This window comes from Marinobacterium rhizophilum DSM 18822 (assembly GCF_000378045.1).
Classification (GTDB): domain Bacteria; phylum Pseudomonadota; class Gammaproteobacteria; order Pseudomonadales; family Balneatricaceae; genus Marinobacterium_A; species Marinobacterium_A rhizophilum.
Genome location: NZ_KB899103.1, coordinates 1 through 15985 on the forward strand (window position 1 = coordinate 1; position 15985 = coordinate 15985).

The following is a 15985-nucleotide window of genomic DNA, read 5'->3' on the forward strand; positions in this document are numbered from 1 at the left end:
CCATATATGGGCTTCAGCCCAACACCTGAAACGAGCGTCGCTATTGTTGGGCTGAAGCCCAACCTACAAGAGAGTCATAAGGCCGCTCATTCTTTACCACCCGTCTTCAGGTGCCCGCGGGGCGGTTCGTGTACGAGGCGCCCAGCAGCCTATCGGTTTTGCACGGTGCCGGCTGAACGCATTCGCTGCGAGGGCGCAGCTCCTACAGTACCTGATACCATCCGCTTTTATCCGCTGCGGCGGTCGTGCGCGACTCCGGTCCGCAGTGATCGCTCCCGAGCATCCCTGCTCCCGCGGAATCAGTACATCACAGCGCTCTGGTGTAACGCGTGGGCGATGCTTCTACTGCTTTTGTCAGCACACCAATTGTATGGAAGTCGCGGTCAGGATGACGCTGGGGGCTTGTTTGGCCACAGGCTGACAGCAGTACTGGATGCTCAGAGTGTTATATATGAATTGCTGGCGCTCCATACCAGCATAGAATGCCGGTTAGCCTGGGGATTAAAGGAGCTGGAAGCGCGCAGTGCCCGTTAAATTTGTCACCTAGGCTCAGTGGGTTGGTAGCGGCGGCTCAGGTTGGTACTACAGGCTGAATTATGTTTGCTGGCCTAAATTCATGGGGGCAATATACAGTCGGATTTTGGGGTTGGAGCAGAGGGGGATTATGCAAAACGTGAGTGCTTGGAAGGTGTTTGAATTTTATGCTGCAGATAAAAAAACGCCCCCTGACCATCCATGGCTCGGGGGTGTCAAAGAGAGGTGTTCTTGGCATCCTTGCCCTGAACTGATCACTTCCTTGCGACCATCAGATCCGTCTGAATCCTCATGCAAGTAGTATGGACTTTTACCGGAAAAGCTATATAGGAAAAACTCCTAAAGTGCTTTTAAAGCCTCTAAAAGTTATTTCTTACTCCGTTATAAACGGATGTATTCATGGTTGTGAGTTATCCATCACAGGTGATTGAGCGAAACAGCAGCACTGTTTTGAATCGCACTGTGAGCGAACTGAAAGCCTTCATTTCTGTGCGTTTCCTGTGAGTAAAAGAGTTGTGGGTAACCGGTTCCGAACGTCAGGGCAGCTCTTTTTCAATTTTGGGTACAATCGCTGATCAGGTTTACAGAACCTCAGTAATGACGGGGCATTGGTGTTACTTATCGATACTTGTTATCAGGTTATGCACAGGCTTTTGCAGGGGTTTTGTGAGCAGTCATGTTGTCATCTGAGCCCGTACTTATGCACACCGGGTTATTCACAGGCATCAGCTCAGTGAATGCCGGGTTCCCGTTTGCTGTTCCCATCATGCTTTCTTGCGCGCTCGAGAATCGTTTTACTGCTGGGGTAAAAATTCAGGATGTTCCCTGATGGTTTGAGCCAGGCGTTGCGTGGCTTCATTGGCTCGTTCTGCGACAAACAGGGTAGTGTCCGTTCTTGGCAGGGTTGGCAGGCCTGTATTTACAATGATCATGCCAGGTTCAAGTGTTGAGCGAGGGATAATACCTACCCCAATGCCCGCTCGTACTGCAGCGAGCACGCCGGCGCGGCTCTGGCTGATAAAGGCAATCCGGTAGGCTTTGTCGGTTTGTTGAAGGGCAAGGCAGGCTGAGTCTCTGTGGAAGCAGCCTTCAACGAAGACGGCCAGGGGCAATGGATCCCGCTCATGGGCGCTGTGAGCCTGAGAACGGACCCAGACCAGTTCATCGGGGGCCAGTCGCAGGCCTCCCTCGGACTGCGCTGGCATCTCCACCAGCGCCAGGTCCAGCTTGCCTTCGTTCACCAGTGATACCAGATATTGTGGCCTGTGATCGCAGGTAACCTCCAGCTGTGCCTCGGGATAGGACAGGACGAAGGCTTCCAGAATCGGGATGAGGGATCGTGTCGCATATTGATCATGGGTGCCAAGACGCACTTTTCCGGCGATATCGACATTGTGGAACGAGCCCAGAATGCGATCGTGCAGGTTAAGCAACTGATGTGCATGGCCCAGCAGCTGTTCGCCCGCAGGGGTCAGACGTACACCGTGCTGCCCGCGGACCAGTAACTCGGTATCGACCAGAGACTCAAGTCGGTTCAGTTGCATGCTGATTGCAGAGGGCGAGCGATGCAGTTGGCTGGCGGCAGCCGTCAGGTTAAGAGTTTGCGCGGTAATTGCAAAAGTGCGCAGCAGGCCGATAGGCAATTCGGGCATTTTTCAGTTATCAATAATATTGAACGAGGCTATCAATATTTGTCGATTTACTGAAGTAATACAAGGAGTTAAAGTGGCGGCTCGTCAAATTAGCCACTGCCGGGCCTTTGGGCTGGAAGGGAGATTGAAGCATGCGCATGGCCGCAATATTTGGCCTGAATCAGGTCGTGAGTCATGGATTTGGTCTTTTTCTGTTTGCGGCCCTGCTGCCCCTGATGCGTGAGTCGATCAGTATCTCCAACTGGCAGCTGGCTGCCATTGGAGCACTGACGCAGATGTCTTATCTGGCCGGTGCGCTGCTGCTGGGACTTATTGGACACCGTATCGGCACGGTGCGTCTGGCACTGATGACCACAAGCCTGACAACGGCGCTGTTGTTTCTCATGTCCCAGTTGCGTGATCCGTTGCATATCACGCTGGCGCTGATCATTCTCGCGGCCAGCGCGTCAATCAGCTGGGGCACTATCGTGGAAATAATCAGCCGCTATGCCAGCAAGACGAGCTGTTCGACCTACATGTCCTGCGCCTCCAGCGGAACCGCCTGGGGCTATGGTGCGAACGGCCTGCTGATATTGCTTGTCGTGCCGCTGTTTGGCTGGGAAAGCAGCTGGATGATCGCCGGTGCAATCGGCGTGCTGGCGCTTATGCTGAGCTGGAACCTGCTACGTGGTTTAGCGCCGGACATGACTGCAGACCTTAATTCAGCTACCCATTCGGGTTCGAATGCAGATTCATTGGTGATTCCAGCGCTGCGGCTGCTGTCAGTGATCATTGGTGAGCGCACGGCCTTTTTTGCCTGCCTGATTTGCTTTCTGGTGGGTTTCAGTGCCATGCCGTTCTCTACCTGGTTGAATACCTATCTCGATGAACTGGGGCTACCTGCAGCGCTTGGTGGCTATACATGGACAACGGTTGGCATCACGGGAATGATCGCGGGTTTGGCCATTGGCAAGCTTGCCGATCGCAAGGGGAATGGGGTGGCCTTTACGGTGATTTTCAGCGGCTTTGCAGCTGGGCTGATTGCATTCATGTTCGACCCTGCGCGCTGGGCTTTGCTGGCGGGTTTCGGGTACGGGCTGATGTATTTCCCGATGTGGGGTGTCGTCGGGGGCTGGGTAAGCCAACACTATGGGCCGACCGCCACAATGCAGATCAGTGGAGTATGCATGGTGACGTTCGGTCTGGGTGGAACGCTTGGCAACCTGCTGGCAGGTTACCTGCGGGAAGTCACCGGTTCACTCACGATGGTTTATGGTGCCCTGACGCTTACATCGGTGCTCCTGGTTGGGCTTGGGCTGTTTATCAGTTACTCCGGCAGGCGACTGGCGGCGGGCAGCGTTGCACCACAGCTTGCGGATGCAGCCTGACGGCGCAGACTGGAGGCGTTTGAGTTGTCAGGAGGCCGTTGAAAAAAGTACGCCATGGATGGTGTGAGCAGTGGGCCCATGGAACCCTGAGTCAACGCCCAGACACAAAAAAGCTTCACTATCACTGGCGAAGCTTTTAAATAAGCGTGGTGCTGGAAGCTTTTAAATAAGAGTGGTGCCGAAGGCGGACAAAATTGCCGGGAGCCATTTTGCATATCGTCGCGTGCGACGCTAACCCGAAGGGGGAGCTACATGGATGTAGCGAGTAATCGAACGGGTTCGATGACGCACCGCGGTCTGTCCGGATACAAAAAAGCCTCACAATACTGCGAGGCTTTTAAGTAAGAGTGGTGCCCGGAGGCGGAATCGAACCACCGACACGAGGATTTTCAATCCTCTGCTCTACCGACTGAGCTATCCGGGCACAACGGCGGCCAATTAAACACGCATGTTCGAAGACTGTCAATCCATAACGCGATTAATTGTTAAATCAGCGGGTTAGCCTTCGATGCCATACTCTTTGCGGTAGGTCAAAATCGCATCGATCTGGGATTCCATCCCGCCTTTTTCCTGCAGGTAGGCAATCACATCGTTCAGGGTGACAATACTGGCGACAGGCATGCCGTAGTCGCGCTCCACTTCCTGGATGGCAGACAGTTCGCCCTGACCGCGCTCCATGCGGTTAAGCGCAATCACGACGCCTGCCGGAGTGGCGCCGGCCTTTTCAATAATCTGCATGACCTCGCGGATCGCGGTGCCGGCGGTGATGACATCATCAATAATCAGGATCCGGCCCTTGAGCTCGGCGCCCACAAGGTTGCCGCCTTCGCCGTGTGCCTTGGCTTCCTTGCGGTTGAAGACGTAGGGCACATCGCGCTGGAAGTCGGTCGCCAGGGAAACCGCGGCGGTGGTCGCCAGCGGGATACCCTTGTAGGCTGGTCCGAAGAGCACATCGAACGGAATGCCGGCGTTTTCGATCGCCGCCGCATAATATTTGCCCAAGCGTGCCAGTGCTTCACCGCTGTTAAACAGGCCGGCATTGAAGAAGTAGGGGCTGGTTCGGCCGGATTTGAGTGTAAACTCGCCGAAACGCAACACACCGCGCTCGATAGCAAACTCGATAAAGGCTCTCTGGTAGTCCTGCATTGGGCTCTCCGCACTAAAAACTGGTCGGCGCCTATGATATCAGCGCCTTTGGTCAGGCTCTATGGCGAATAAGGCCTGCAGAAATTTCAATTTCAGTCGCTAAGCTATACAATTCGTTTTTATTTCAAGACATTCGCTTTTTCGCGCGCTTTACAGGATCAACAGACATGCGTGTCATCACCTTCAATACTCAGGGTATTGAACAGGCCACAGATAGAGGTTTTTTCGAATGGATGGTTCGCCAGGACGCCGATGTGGTGTGCCTGCAAAATCTGCGCGCGAAAGAGTACCAGCTCGATGACGAGCGCTACCACCCCAAAGGCTACCATGCGTTTTTCTTCGATGCGTTCGAAGACGGTTACAGTGGTGTGGCCATCTATACCCGCGAGCTGCCAAAAGCCATCATGACCGGCCTTGGCTTTGAGCTGTGTGACTTCCACGGTCGTTTCATTCAGGCGGATTTCGACAAGGTCAGTGTGGCCTCCATGTCTTTTCCGCCTGGCTTGAAAAGTCCGGAAGACCAGGCCCGCAAGGAAGAGTACATGCAGCTCTTCATGGGGCACCTGAAAAAGACATTGCGCAAGCGCCGCGACTTCATCTTCGCCGGCACTTTCCACATTGCCCACAAGCCTATCGACCTCAGCAACTGGTACGCCAACCAGAGTGTTTCCGGCTTCCTGCCGCAGGAGCGCGAATGGATGGAAGAAGTACTGGATGACATGGGCTTTGTTGATGCTTTCCGCCGTGCCAACAAGGCGGAGCGCCAGTACAGCTGGTGGCCGGATTTCAACCGCGCCTGGAGCCTCAACGAAGGTGCCCGGCTGGATTACCAGATCACGACGGCGAACCTGCGCAATAGCGTCAAAGCCGCGCGCATCTACCGTGACGAGCAGTTCTCTCAGCATGCGCCGGTTATTGTCGATTACAACATCGGCTAGCGTTTAAACGTGGCGGCCCTCGCGGGTAAGGTTACGTTTGACGTGCAGCAACATAAAAAAGGGAGCCTGCGCAGGCTCCCTTTTTTGTCTTCACTGTTGGTAACAGCGGCTGTCCTTAACCGGCCAGGGCCGCTTTCTGTGCCTCAACCAGCTCACCGATGCCCTTGCGCGCCAGGTCGAGCATGGCGTTCAGTTCTTCCTGCGAGTAGGTCGCACCTTCTGCCGTACCCTGAACTTCAACAAAGCCGCCGCTGCCCGTCATGATGACGTTCATGTCGGTGTGGGCCTTGGAATCTTCGGCGTAGTCGAGATCCAGTACCGGCACGCCCTCATAGATGCCTACCGACACCGCTGCCAGCATATGCTGGATAGGGTCCCCTTTCATCGCGCCGTTCTTGTCTTTCTTCAGGACGTTGATGGCATCCTGTAGCGCGACAAAGGCGCCGGTGATGGAGGCTGTGCGGGTGCCACCGTCGGCCTGCAGTACATCGCAGTCAATGGTGATGGTATTCTCGCCCAGCTTCTTCAGATTCAGAGCTGCGCGCAGTGAGCGGCCAATCAGGCGCTGGATTTCGACGGTGCGCCCGCCTTGCTTGCCGCGTGTCGCTTCACGGTCTGTACGGGTATTGGTGGAGCGGGGCAGCATGCCGTATTCCGCTGTAACCCAGCCCTGTCCGCTACCACGCAGAAAGCGCGGTACGCCGCGATCGACGCTGGCGGTGCAGAGTACCTTGGTATCACCGAACTCGATCAGCACCGAGCCTTCCGCATGCTTGGTGAAATTGCGCGTGATCCTGATATCGCGCATCTGGTCAGGCTGGCGTCCGCTCGGGCGAAGTTTTTTAAGTCCCAGGCCCTGCAGCTGGTCGGAGATGCTCGAACTCATTGTGATCTGTTACCTTCATCTTTGGGAGGCCCGGCGGTGTAGTGACGCAAGCCGGGCTGTTAGAATGATTATCCGAACAGCCAATTCTAATCGAGATCGGACGACATGACACGCAGTATGACGGCCTTTACCCGCCAGGAGACCCAGGACGAATGGGGCAGCCTGGTTTGGGAAATTCGCTCGGTAAACCACCGTTACCTGGAACCGCACCTGCGCCTGCCGGACAGTCTGCGCGAACTTGAAGGCAGCTTGCGCGAGCAGTTACGCAAGTCGCTCAGTCGCGGCAAGGTCGAATGCACCCTGCGCTTTGTACCGGAAACCCAGCAGCAGTCACTCAGTGTCGACCGGGATCTGGCCGCGCAGCTGATCGCCGCGGCGCAGGATCTGAAAAGCCTGATGTCCGAAAGCCAGCCGCTCAACCCACTGGACATCTTGCGTTGGCCCGGTGTCATGCGGGAAAGCGAACTTGATATGGACGCGGTGAAAAAAGCCGCGCTGGGGCTATTCAGCCAGGCGCTGAAGGACCTGGCGGAAGGTCGCAGTCGCGAGGGTACGGAACTCGCACAGCTCATCGAGCAGCGCCTGGATAGCATCGAGCAGGTGGTGGTACAGGTACGCGGACGCCTGCCTGAAATTCTTCAGGCGCAACGCGACAATCTGCGTAATCGCCTGACCGAGCTGCAGGCCGAACTCGAGGAGGCCCGTATCGAGCAGGAGATCGCGCTGCTGGCGCAAAAGGCTGATGTTGACGAGGAACTCGACCGACTCGCCACCCATGTGCAGGAAGTACGTCGCGTACTGAAGCAGAAAGAGCCCGTGGGCCGTCGACTGGACTTCCTGATGCAGGAGCTCAACCGCGAAGCCAACACCCTGTCGTCCAAGTCCATCGTTGCCGACACCACCCAGTGCGCCGTCGAGCTAAAGGTGCTGATAGAGCAGATGCGCGAGCAGATCCAGAATATCGAGTAATGTTTTTCAGTGTTTTTAGCTGACCTCGTATCCCTCTGAGAGCCCTTCTAATAAGGGCTTTTTTTAAGGGCTTTTTTGTTCTCACTGTTCCGGTGTCCAGTACCGGTCGCGTTAATGTGAGAAGTGGCCTTCGGGACTTCCGCCGTGGGCCACCATGGGTCAGAACCAGGCGCTTACCCCGAGCAGGAATGTGGTCGACTCGGTATCCTCGCCGTCATCTCGGGCAAAGTCCGCCGTGTCGCCGAACTTCTTCTCCCAGTTCACGCCGACATAGGGCGCGAACTTGCGATGCAGCTCATAGCGCAGCCGCAGTCCCAGCTCGGCGCTGCTGAGGCCCGACCCGACGCCGATCTCCTCGTCGTCGCTGAAGGCGACATTGAGTTCCGCCGCCGGCTGCAGCACCAGGCGCTGGGTCAGCAGCAGGTCGTACTCGGCTTCGAACGAGGCCGAGACATCGCCTTCGTCACTCAGGTAGAGGTTGGTGTCGATTTCGAACCAGTAGGGCGCCAGCCCCTGCAGGCCTGCGACCGCGTAGGTGCGGGACGGCTCCGGCCGGTCGTCGTAACGGACACCGAACTGGGCATCGAAGAACTCCGATACCAGGCGCTGGTACAGCAGCTGGTATTCGGCGCTTTCGGTGGGCCCGCCCTCGGGACGCTCGCCGTCTATCTTCAGCGCCATGCCCTGGTAGTCGCTGCGGACGTTGAGCTGGGCTTCCCAGACCCGCAGGTCCTCGCCATCATCCCGCCGGTTCTCGAGTCGATCCAGCACGAACTTGGTGCGCCACGCATCGTCTTGCATGTCGGCCGCGACGGGCATCGATGCCGTGAAACCGAGTATGGCAAGGAACAGGCCCTGTTGGGCGTTTGTGTAGATTGATCTGCTCATCGAGTCTGTTTCCTTACATCTGTGCAGCCGAGGTGGCGGGCGGTTCGACGATCACCTTGCGGAACATTCCCGACGCCATGTGGTACATCAGGTGGCAGTGGAAGGCCCATTCGCCGAGCGCATCGACCGGTACATCCACCGTCAGGGTGGTGTTGGGCGCGACATTGACCACATGCTTCAGCGGGTTGAAGCGGCCGTTGCCCTTGTCGAGCTGCTGCCACATGCCGTGCAGGTGCATCGGGTGCATCATCATGGTGTCGTTGACGAACCTGAGGCGGACCCGCTCGCCATAAGTCAGGCGGATGGGTTCGGCGTCGGAGAACTTGGTGCCGTTGATTGACCAGAAATAGCGTTCCATGTTGCCGGTCAAACGCAGCTCGATCTCACGATCCGGTGCGCGGTAGTCGGCGTACGGGGTCATCGCCTTGAGGTCGCCGTAAGCCAGGAACTTGCCACCGTTGGCGGCCGACGGTGCCAGACCGCTACCCGATGCGTAATCGGCATCGGTCTCGGTCATGCCGGCCATCGTGGAATGGTCCATCGCCTGCGGCTGTGCCGGAGCGTGACCCATGGCGGAATGATCCATCGCCTGCGGCTGTGCCGGAGCGTGACCCATGGCGGAATGATCCATCGCCTGCGGCTGTGCCGGAGCGTGACCCATGGCAGCGTGGTCCATCGCCTGCGGCTGTGCCGGAGCGTGACCCATGGCGGCATGATCCATCGCCTGCGGCTGTGCCGAAGCGTGACCCATGGCGGAATGATCCATTGAGCCGTGATCCATGCCGCCCATGCTGGCCATGCTCATATCGGCCATGGTCAGCAGCGGGCGTTCGCGCAGATCCGGCAGCGCCAGTTTCATGCCATCGCGTGGCGCCAGGGTGCCGCGGGCGAATCCTGAGCGGTCGACGCTCTCGGCGAGGACCGAAAAGGCCCGTTCATGTTTTGGCTGCACGATCACGTCATAGGTTTCAGCCACGGCGATACGGAACTCGTCGACGCTGACCGGTTGCACGTTGTTGCCATCGGCCTGGACCACGGTCATTTTCAGGCCGGGAATGCGGACATCAAAGTAGGTCATCGCCGAGCCGTTGATAAAGCGCAGCCTGACGCGCTCACCCGGTTCGAACAGCCCGGTCCAGTTGTCGTCGGTCGACTTGCCGTTGACCAGGAAACTGTATCCGGATACGTCGGCGATATCGGTCGGCATCATGCGCATGCTGCCCCAGTCGAGGCGATCCCGCAGGGTGGCGGTGAAACCATTGCGCTTTACGTCGTCGAGAAAGCCGCCCAGGGTCTGCTGGCTGTAGTTGTAATAGTCACTCTGGCCCTTGAGGTTGGAGAATATCTGCTCGCCGGTTTCGGCCGACCAGTCGGACAGCATGACCACGTATTCCCGGTCGTACCGGAAGGGTTCCCGTTTCGCAGGCTCGATCGCGATTGCACCATAGACGCCCTCCTGCTCCTGAAAGCCGGAATGACTGTGGTACCAGTAGGTACCGGCCTGCACGATCGGAAAACGGTAGGTGAATGTTTCGCCGGGCCGGATGCCGGGGTAACTGATACCCGGCACGCCGTCCTGGGTGTAGGGCAGCAGCAGGCCGTGCCAGTGAATCGACGAATCGACATCGAGATTGTTGGTGACATTAATGGTGACGTCTTCGCCTTCCTTGAAACGCAACGTTGGTCCCGGGATGCCGCCGTTGATGGTCATTGCGGTCTTGGCCTGGCCGTCGATCTCGAGCGGCTGCTCGCCGATCACCAGGTTATAGGTGCCCGCCAGGGCGCCCAGGGACCAAAGGCCTGCCAGTAGTGGCACGGCCTTCTTGATACAGCTCATTAGCATGTCAGTGTCCAGAAGTTCGTTTATGCCCAGTCCGGGTCAGTCCAGCGTGATTTCGCCAACCATGCCAGCGCCATAATGGCCGGGCATATTGCAGGCGAACTCCAGCTGTGCGTCGCCAGGGAAGGTCCAGGCCAGTTCCACCGTCGCACCCGGCTCGACCAGCACGCTGTTCGGGTCCTGGTGAGCCAGTCCCTCCATGCCGGGCATCGCGCTGTGATCCATGTGGGCCATTTCGTGATTGACGCCGGTCGGCGTCAGCATGCCGTGGTCCATCATCAGTTGCATCTGGGCCTGGTGCTTTTCGTGCATCGCGGCGGTGCCGATATTAAACTCGTGCAGCAGCTCGCCGGAATTTTTGATCACGAAGCGAACCGTTTCCCCGGACTTGACGGCAATTGACTCGGGCTCGTAATACATATCGTACAGCGTGACTTCAACGGTTCGCGTTGCCTCTGCAGCCGTCCCAGGCTGGCCGATGGGGCTGCTGCCATGGTGGGCATGGCCGTGACCTTCAGCGGCGATCGCCAGAGGAGCGGAAGTGGCCAGCGCAAGCGCCAGCGCGATGGACGTGGTGAATCTCATGGCAATGTCTCCTTGATTGCGATAAAACCAGTTTACTCGCCTGGCGCTGACATCAGGCTTACGCCAAGATTACATTTCTGTCAGCTTCGGCGCAGGAACTGGCGAGCCACTGGCGCTTAGAGGCAGAATGGGGCGCTTGCCACAACACTGTCAATTGTCATGAAAATACTACTGGCCGAAGATGAACCCAAAATCGGCACCTATTTACAGAAAGGGCTGACCGAAGCCGGCTTTTTGGTGGACCTGACCAATAATGGCGTTGATACGCTACAGCAGGTTATGACCGATCACTACAGCCTGTTGATTCTCGACGTGATGATGCCGGGGCTTGACGGCTGGGAGGTGCTGCAAACGTTGCGCTCGCGCGGTTTCAGCCTGCCGGTGATTTATCTCACCGCGCGTGACGGCGTCGAGGACAGGGTCAAGGGGCTGGAACTGGGGGCTGATGACTATCTGATCAAGCCCTTCGCCTTCTCCGAGCTGCTTGCCCGGGTGCGCTCGGTACTGCGTCGCCACAGTGCCGCACCGGCGCAGACCCGGCTACAGATAGCGGACCTCGACGTCGATATCATCAAGCGTCGGGTGGTTCGGGGCGGCAAGCGAATCGAGCTCACTGCCAAGGAATACGCTCTGCTGGAGCTGCTGCTGCGCCGGCGCGGCGAAGTGCTCTCGAAGTCGCTCATTGCCTCCCAGGTCTGGGACATGAATTTCGACAGTGATACCAACGTTATCGAAGTGGCGATCCGTCGTCTGCGCAGCAAGGTCGACGACGGCTTCTCGCCGAAGTTGATCCAGACGGTGCGGGGCATGGGTTACGTGCTCGAGGTGCCTTGGGAACCTGCGAATAAGTCCCAATGAGTCTCTGGCTTCCAGCGCATCCCGGACACAAGGCGCAGATTCGAAGGCATGCCGGGGCCTGGCGAGAAGCTGCAACACGGAGTCAGGGGTGCGCTGGAAGCCCCGTAGGGCGGGCCCTGACGCATACATCTACTGCGTTGCAGCGCTTGGAAAGGACGAAGGCCAAAGTGCCCGTAAGTTTGGGTATTCCCTGCACACTGCGTCGGAGTGCCGCATCACTTGCAGCTACACGCTTCAGGACCTGCAGAGGACAACTGGGACTTGTTCGGAGGTTCCCTCGATGAACCACCTTTCGCTAACCTCGCGTCTGAGCCTGCTGTTCGCACTGGCGGTGCTCTCGGTGCTGCTGGTCACCGGTATCGTCTTCAAGCAACTCAGCCTGATGCATTTTCGAGCGCTCGACCGGCAGGAACTGGAGAGCAAGCTGCAGGGGGCCGCCAAGCTGCTGGAAGGGGTCTCCAACCGTTCGCAGTTCGAACGCAGGGCGGTCGAATTCGACGTCCTGTTTGGTCATCACGAGCGCTTGCTGGTAACGGTCCGGGGCCCGGGGAATACGATCTGGCTGCAGTTAGGCGACGCTGACGGCTTTGCTGCGCCTATAACTGCGAACGATCGTGAACGGCTGCCGGAATGGCGGCAGGGGGAGCGGCTCTACCACGGCCTGAGCCGCACGCTGGCGTTGCAGGACGGCAATGGCAACGTCGTCGTTGAGCTCTGGCTGGACGGCACGCCCCATCAACAGTATCTTCACTCGGCACAGCGCTGGTTCTGGATCGCCTTCGGGCTCTGTGGCCTGGGCAGCTGGGGACTGGGCTGGCTGGTTGCGCGCCATGGCTTGGGGCCGGTACGGGCGGTCACCGCCCTGATGGCGTCGATATCGTCCCGCTCGCTGAAAGAACGGGTGGCCGTCAGTGATGTGCCGTTGGAGCTTCGGGGGCTGGCAGAAACCTTCAATTCGATGCTGGACCGCCTCGAAGACGACTTTATGCGGCTGTCCAATTTCTCGTCCGATCTCGCCCACGAGCTGCGTACGCCGATCAGCAACCTGATTACCCATACCGAAGTGGTGCTGGCTAAAACACGGGATGCCGGTGAATATCGCGAGGCGCTCTACTCCAATCTCGAGGAGCTGCAGCGCATGACGAAGCTGGTCGAGGAGATGCTGTTCATCGCCAAATCCGACAATGCCCTGATAGCGCCGGCGTCTATTCCCATCGATCTGCATAAGCTGGTGGTGCAACTGTTCGACTACTACGAACTGCTGGCGGACGAAAAGGACGTGCGTCTGAGCTGCACCGGACAGGGCAAGATCTGCGGTGATCCATCGATGCTGCGGCGGGCGCTGTCTAATCTGCTCTCCAATGCCATTCGGCACAGCTACCCGGGTAAAGCGGTGCGGGTCGATATCGGCGCCAACGAAGGTGGCGTTGGGGTCACCGTCAGCAACGTTGGCGACCGTATCCCCGAGGACCAGGTCGAGCGTATTTTCGACCGCTTTTACCGGCTCGATCCTGCTCGCCGTGGCGGGCAGAATCCCCATGCGGGCCTCGGGCTGGCGATCAGCCGCGCCATTGTCGTCATGCATGGCGGCACCCTGGCCTGCGAGTCCGATACCGACTGCACCCGTTTCATCATCCGCTTACCCCGACAGCAGCCCGGACCCGGCGGGAATGTCATCCCGCCTCGCTGGAGTAGCGAGATGAACAGCTGAACGGTTGATCCGGATCAACGCAAGGCATTCTGACCGAACATTACTCGGAATGAAGGGCCCGTATTGCACTCTAATTTCTGGGAGGTAGAGGCATATGTGCCATCTGATTCTGTTCCTGCCGGTTTTCGGACTGGCGGTATTTCTTCTTTGGCCACTGAGTATGGCGGTTCCCGCTTATGCGCTGATCTTTCTGCTGTCGCTGGCGATGTACGTACTTATTATCAAGGCCATGCGCCAGCCCGTCGTCACCGGTACCGAAGCAATGCTGTGCAGTATCGGAACCGTCGTCGGGGCAGAGGGAGACCATTGGCGCATCGAGGTCGGTAACGAAATCTGGGAAGCCGAGTCTATGGCCGCGCTGCAAACCGGCGACAGGGTACAGGTGACAGGCATCGACGGGTTGATATTGAAAGTGAGACCAATGGCCGAACCCGCCAATGTGGCAATGAAAAATTAATTGCGCTGGAAGAGCACGAGGCCATGCAGATGGCGCCGCCGGCCAACGCATCGTTTATCTGCTCAACCCCCATGTCGGGCATCTCGGGATCTTCGTTTCTGCCATGGTCGCGCGGCTTGAGCACCGTGCGATCCTGGAAAGCGTGGGCGAATTCGAATCACTGCAGCCGGTCTCTACGAAATGTAGATCGTCAATCCGACCGGTGACCCCGACTGCGGGTGGGGGCGTGGTTGAGCGGGAACGCACTGAGTGCCGTCATATCCGGCAGTCTGGTGCTGAGCGGGCTTGTCATCGCCGGTTATTTCGTCTGAGCGCAGCACCTTGAGTGTATTGTCGAATGCTTGCAGGTTGTTTAAACACTTCTCGGCGACTACAGTTTTTTGGATGTTGAATCGGGCGCAGGAGATATATAGAGCTGGTCTATATCGTAAGATCCTGAGGTTATAAACGGTTCCGTTTAAATTCAAGAAGAAGAGGGATAATTGTCGAGATTGTATAGGCCAAATGTTTGAGATTTTTCTAGGGGTCGTATTTTTTACCGGTATCGTCATGACGCTGGTACTGGCGATATTGATTGCTCGGTCGAAATTGATTCCGTCGGGTGGAGTCACCGTCAGGGTCAATGGCAAGCGATCTTTTCGTACACCCGTGGGGGGCAAGTTGCTGGGGGTGCTGGAGCACGAGGATATTCGACTCTCATCGGCCTGTGGCGGCAAGGGGATCTGTGGCCAGTGCAAGGTGCAGGTGCTGGCAGGACGCAGTGCGGTGTTGCCTGCCGAGAGCTCCGTGCTCAATGTCGGAGAGATCGCCGCCGGAAAGCGACTGGCATGCCAGTTGACGGTACACGACGACCTCGATATCCAGGTACCGGACGAGGTGTTTGGTGTTGGCCACTGGTGTTGCCGGCTGCAATCCAGTCGTTGCGTCGGAACCCTGATGAAGGAGTTGATCCTCGAATTGCCGCCGGGCGAGTCGATAGACTTTCGCGCCGGTGCCTTTATTCAGGTGACGAGTCCGGAATTCGATGTCCGCTACCGCGATTTCGACATAGCGCCCGAGTACCGCAGCGAATGGGACCGACTCGGTCTTTGGGCGCTGGCGGCGAAATCCACGAAAACGAAGACCCGAGCCTATTCGCTCGCCAACTATGTCGACGAAAAAGGTATTGCCATGCTGGTCGTACGTCTTGCGATTCCGCCGCTCGAAGCGTTCGACGCGATTCCGCCCGGCTCAGTGTCGTCTTACCTGTTCAGTCTGGTTCCCGGGGACGAGGTCGAGGTTTCCGGCCCCTATGGTCAGTTTTTCGCCACCGAAAACGACAGCGAAATGATATTTGTGGGTGGCGGTGCCGGCATGGCACCGATGCGTTCGCATATTTTCGATCAGCTCAAGCGGCTCGACTCTGGGCGCAAGATCAGTTTCTGGTACGGAGCGCGGCATCGTCGAGAGCTCTTCTACGTCGAAGATTTCGACCGCTTGCAGCAGGAACATGACAACTTCAGCTGGCACGTGGCGCTCTCGGAACCGCTCCCGGAAGACCAGTGGCAGGGCGATATCGGCTTTATCCATCAAGTGCTCCATGATCACTACCTGGCCGATCACCCCAATCCGGAAGACTGCGAGTACTATCTCTGCGGGCCTCCGGTCATGATCAAAGCTGTGACTTTGCTTCTGGACAGCCTGGGGGTCGACCCGGAAAACATCCGCTATGACGACTTCGGCGCTTAAGGCAGATGTTAAGCCGAATCAAGTTATAGGCCGGTCGATTGGCCGATGCAGGAACGAGCAACTACGCTGGAAGACAGCTAGGGACCTGCGAATAAATCCCAATGAGTCTCTGGCTTACCGCGCGAGCCGGAATCGCGACGCAGCTTCGAAGACATGCCGGGGCCTGTACGCGAACGGTCAAAGGAATTGACTGGCGATTATAGTCCTACTTAACCTTGGCGGTGCTGCCAATTTATTCCTGCCTGTGTGATTCCTGCTCGTATAGGTTACGCCTATATTCTTCCATGCTACGCATATGTTCTTCCATGGGAGAAAATCCGGTAATGGACATATAGGTAGCTGCCAAGGGAAAAGCAAGAGCAAGTATAAACACCCAAATAGCCAATATTTTTCCGAAGACAGCTGTCGCGCCCTCAGATCGGAGGG

The 15985-nt window shown here is 57.6% G+C and carries 14 protein-coding genes and 1 tRNA gene; 8 read left to right on the forward strand and 7 right to left on the reverse strand.

Annotated elements, in window-relative coordinates; genetic code table 11:
- Positions 1-1328: 1328 nt before the first annotated feature.
- Positions 1329-2186, reverse strand: coding sequence for a LysR family transcriptional regulator (locus F451_RS0115670; protein WP_020682339.1), 858 nt, complete (start codon positions 2184-2186; stop codon positions 1329-1331).
- Between the two features lie 131 nt (positions 2187-2317).
- On the opposite strand from F451_RS0115670, the gene F451_RS0115675 reads away from it, so the two are divergent.
- On the forward strand, positions 2318-3553 hold the full coding sequence (locus tag F451_RS0115675) for an MFS transporter (protein WP_020682340.1): 1236 nt from the start codon (positions 2318-2320) through the stop codon (positions 3551-3553).
- Positions 3554-3901: 348 nt separating this feature from the next.
- Here F451_RS0115675 and F451_RS0115680 read toward each other — a convergent pair.
- Both F451_RS0115680 and pyrE read right to left on the reverse strand, forming a co-directional pair.
- Positions 3902-3977, reverse strand: a tRNA-Phe gene (locus F451_RS0115680).
- Positions 3978-4051: 74 nt separating this feature from the next.
- Positions 4052-4699 carry an orotate phosphoribosyltransferase gene (pyrE, locus tag F451_RS0115685; RefSeq protein ID WP_020682341.1) on the reverse strand — a complete coding sequence of 216 codons (648 nt, stop codon included), beginning with the start codon at positions 4697-4699 and terminating at the stop codon, positions 4052-4054.
- Between the two features lie 167 nt (positions 4700-4866).
- Between pyrE and F451_RS0115690 the strand changes: the two genes are divergently transcribed.
- Positions 4867-5637: an exodeoxyribonuclease III gene (locus tag F451_RS0115690; RefSeq protein ID WP_020682342.1), complete on the forward strand. Its 771-nt coding sequence runs from the start codon at positions 4867-4869 to the stop codon at positions 5635-5637.
- Between the two features lie 115 nt (positions 5638-5752).
- On the opposite strand, the gene rph is transcribed toward F451_RS0115690, so the two are convergent.
- Positions 5753-6523 carry a ribonuclease PH gene (gene rph / locus F451_RS0115695; RefSeq protein WP_020682343.1) on the reverse strand — a complete coding sequence of 257 codons (771 nt, stop codon included), beginning with the start codon at positions 6521-6523 and terminating at the stop codon, positions 5753-5755.
- Between the two features lie 105 nt (positions 6524-6628).
- Between rph and F451_RS0115700 the strand changes: the two genes are divergently transcribed.
- On the forward strand, positions 6629-7492 hold the full coding sequence (locus F451_RS0115700; protein ID WP_026291811.1) for a YicC/YloC family endoribonuclease: 864 nt from the start codon (positions 6629-6631) through the stop codon (positions 7490-7492).
- 159 nt (positions 7493-7651) lie between these two features.
- Here F451_RS0115700 and F451_RS0115705 read toward each other — a convergent pair whose 3' ends face one another.
- From F451_RS0115705 to F451_RS0115715, 3 genes are read right to left on the reverse strand one after another with little or no spacing between them, the layout of a single operon-like run.
- Positions 7652-8380, reverse strand: a complete 729-nt coding sequence (locus F451_RS0115705; protein ID WP_020682345.1) for a copper resistance protein B — start codon at positions 8378-8380, stop codon at positions 7652-7654.
- A 13-nt stretch (positions 8381-8393) separates the two neighbouring features.
- Positions 8394-10223 carry a copper resistance system multicopper oxidase gene (locus F451_RS0115710; protein WP_240476498.1) on the reverse strand — a complete coding sequence of 610 codons (1830 nt, stop codon included), beginning with the start codon at positions 10221-10223 and terminating at the stop codon, positions 8394-8396.
- A 36-nt stretch (positions 10224-10259) separates the two neighbouring features.
- A complete protein-coding gene (locus F451_RS0115715) occupies positions 10260-10805 on the reverse strand; it encodes a cupredoxin domain-containing protein (RefSeq protein ID WP_020682347.1) in 546 nt (181 codons plus the stop codon).
- 159 nt (positions 10806-10964) lie between these two features.
- Here F451_RS0115715 and F451_RS0115720 point away from each other — a divergent pair, with 159 nt between their 5' ends.
- From F451_RS0115720 to nqrF, 5 genes are all read left to right on the forward strand, one after another.
- Positions 10965-11663, forward strand: a complete 699-nt coding sequence (locus F451_RS0115720; protein WP_020682348.1) for a heavy metal response regulator transcription factor — start codon at positions 10965-10967, stop codon at positions 11661-11663.
- Between the two features lie 280 nt (positions 11664-11943).
- Positions 11944-13374: a heavy metal sensor histidine kinase gene (locus tag F451_RS25720; protein WP_020682349.1), complete on the forward strand. Its 1431-nt coding sequence runs from the start codon at positions 11944-11946 to the stop codon at positions 13372-13374.
- A 94-nt stretch (positions 13375-13468) separates the two neighbouring features.
- Complete coding sequence (locus F451_RS0115730; protein ID WP_020682350.1) at positions 13469-13831, forward strand: NfeD family protein; 363 nt, start codon at positions 13469-13471, stop codon at positions 13829-13831.
- Positions 13827-14156, forward strand: coding sequence for a DUF3141 domain-containing protein (locus F451_RS28455; RefSeq protein WP_276202605.1), 330 nt, complete (start codon positions 13827-13829; stop codon positions 14154-14156). Before F451_RS0115730 ends, F451_RS28455 begins: the two co-directional genes overlap by 5 nt.
- Before the next feature lie 179 nt (positions 14157-14335).
- Complete coding sequence (nqrF, locus tag F451_RS0115735; RefSeq protein ID WP_020682351.1) at positions 14336-15559, forward strand: NADH:ubiquinone reductase (Na(+)-transporting) subunit F; 1224 nt, start codon at positions 14336-14338, stop codon at positions 15557-15559.
- Positions 15560-15985: the final 426 nt, after the last annotated feature.

Coding starts and splice junctions, on each gene's coding strand:
- F451_RS0115670 (WP_020682339.1), bottom strand. CDS start 2,186: ATGCCCGAATTGCCTATCGGCCTGCTGCGCACTTTTGCAATTACCGCG.
- F451_RS0115675 (WP_020682340.1), top strand. CDS start 2,318: ATGCGCATGGCCGCAATATTTGGCCTGAATCAGGTCGTGAGTCATGGA.
- pyrE (WP_020682341.1), bottom strand. CDS start 4,699: ATGCAGGACTACCAGAGAGCCTTTATCGAGTTTGCTATCGAGCGCGGT.
- F451_RS0115690 (WP_020682342.1), top strand. CDS start 4,867: ATGCGTGTCATCACCTTCAATACTCAGGGTATTGAACAGGCCACAGAT.
- rph (WP_020682343.1), bottom strand. CDS start 6,523: ATGAGTTCGAGCATCTCCGACCAGCTGCAGGGCCTGGGACTTAAAAAA.
- F451_RS0115700 (WP_026291811.1), top strand. CDS start 6,629: ATGACACGCAGTATGACGGCCTTTACCCGCCAGGAGACCCAGGACGAA.
- F451_RS0115705 (WP_020682345.1), bottom strand. CDS start 8,380: ATGAGCAGATCAATCTACACAAACGCCCAACAGGGCCTGTTCCTTGCC.
- F451_RS0115710 (WP_240476498.1), bottom strand. CDS start 10,223: ATGCTAATGAGCTGTATCAAGAAGGCCGTGCCACTACTGGCAGGCCTT.
- F451_RS0115715 (WP_020682347.1), bottom strand. CDS start 10,805: ATGAGATTCACCACGTCCATCGCGCTGGCGCTTGCGCTGGCCACTTCC.
- F451_RS0115720 (WP_020682348.1), top strand. CDS start 10,965: ATGAAAATACTACTGGCCGAAGATGAACCCAAAATCGGCACCTATTTA.
- F451_RS25720 (WP_020682349.1), top strand. CDS start 11,944: ATGAACCACCTTTCGCTAACCTCGCGTCTGAGCCTGCTGTTCGCACTG.
- F451_RS0115730 (WP_020682350.1), top strand. CDS start 13,469: ATGTGCCATCTGATTCTGTTCCTGCCGGTTTTCGGACTGGCGGTATTT.
- nqrF (WP_020682351.1), top strand. CDS start 14,336: ATGTTTGAGATTTTTCTAGGGGTCGTATTTTTTACCGGTATCGTCATG.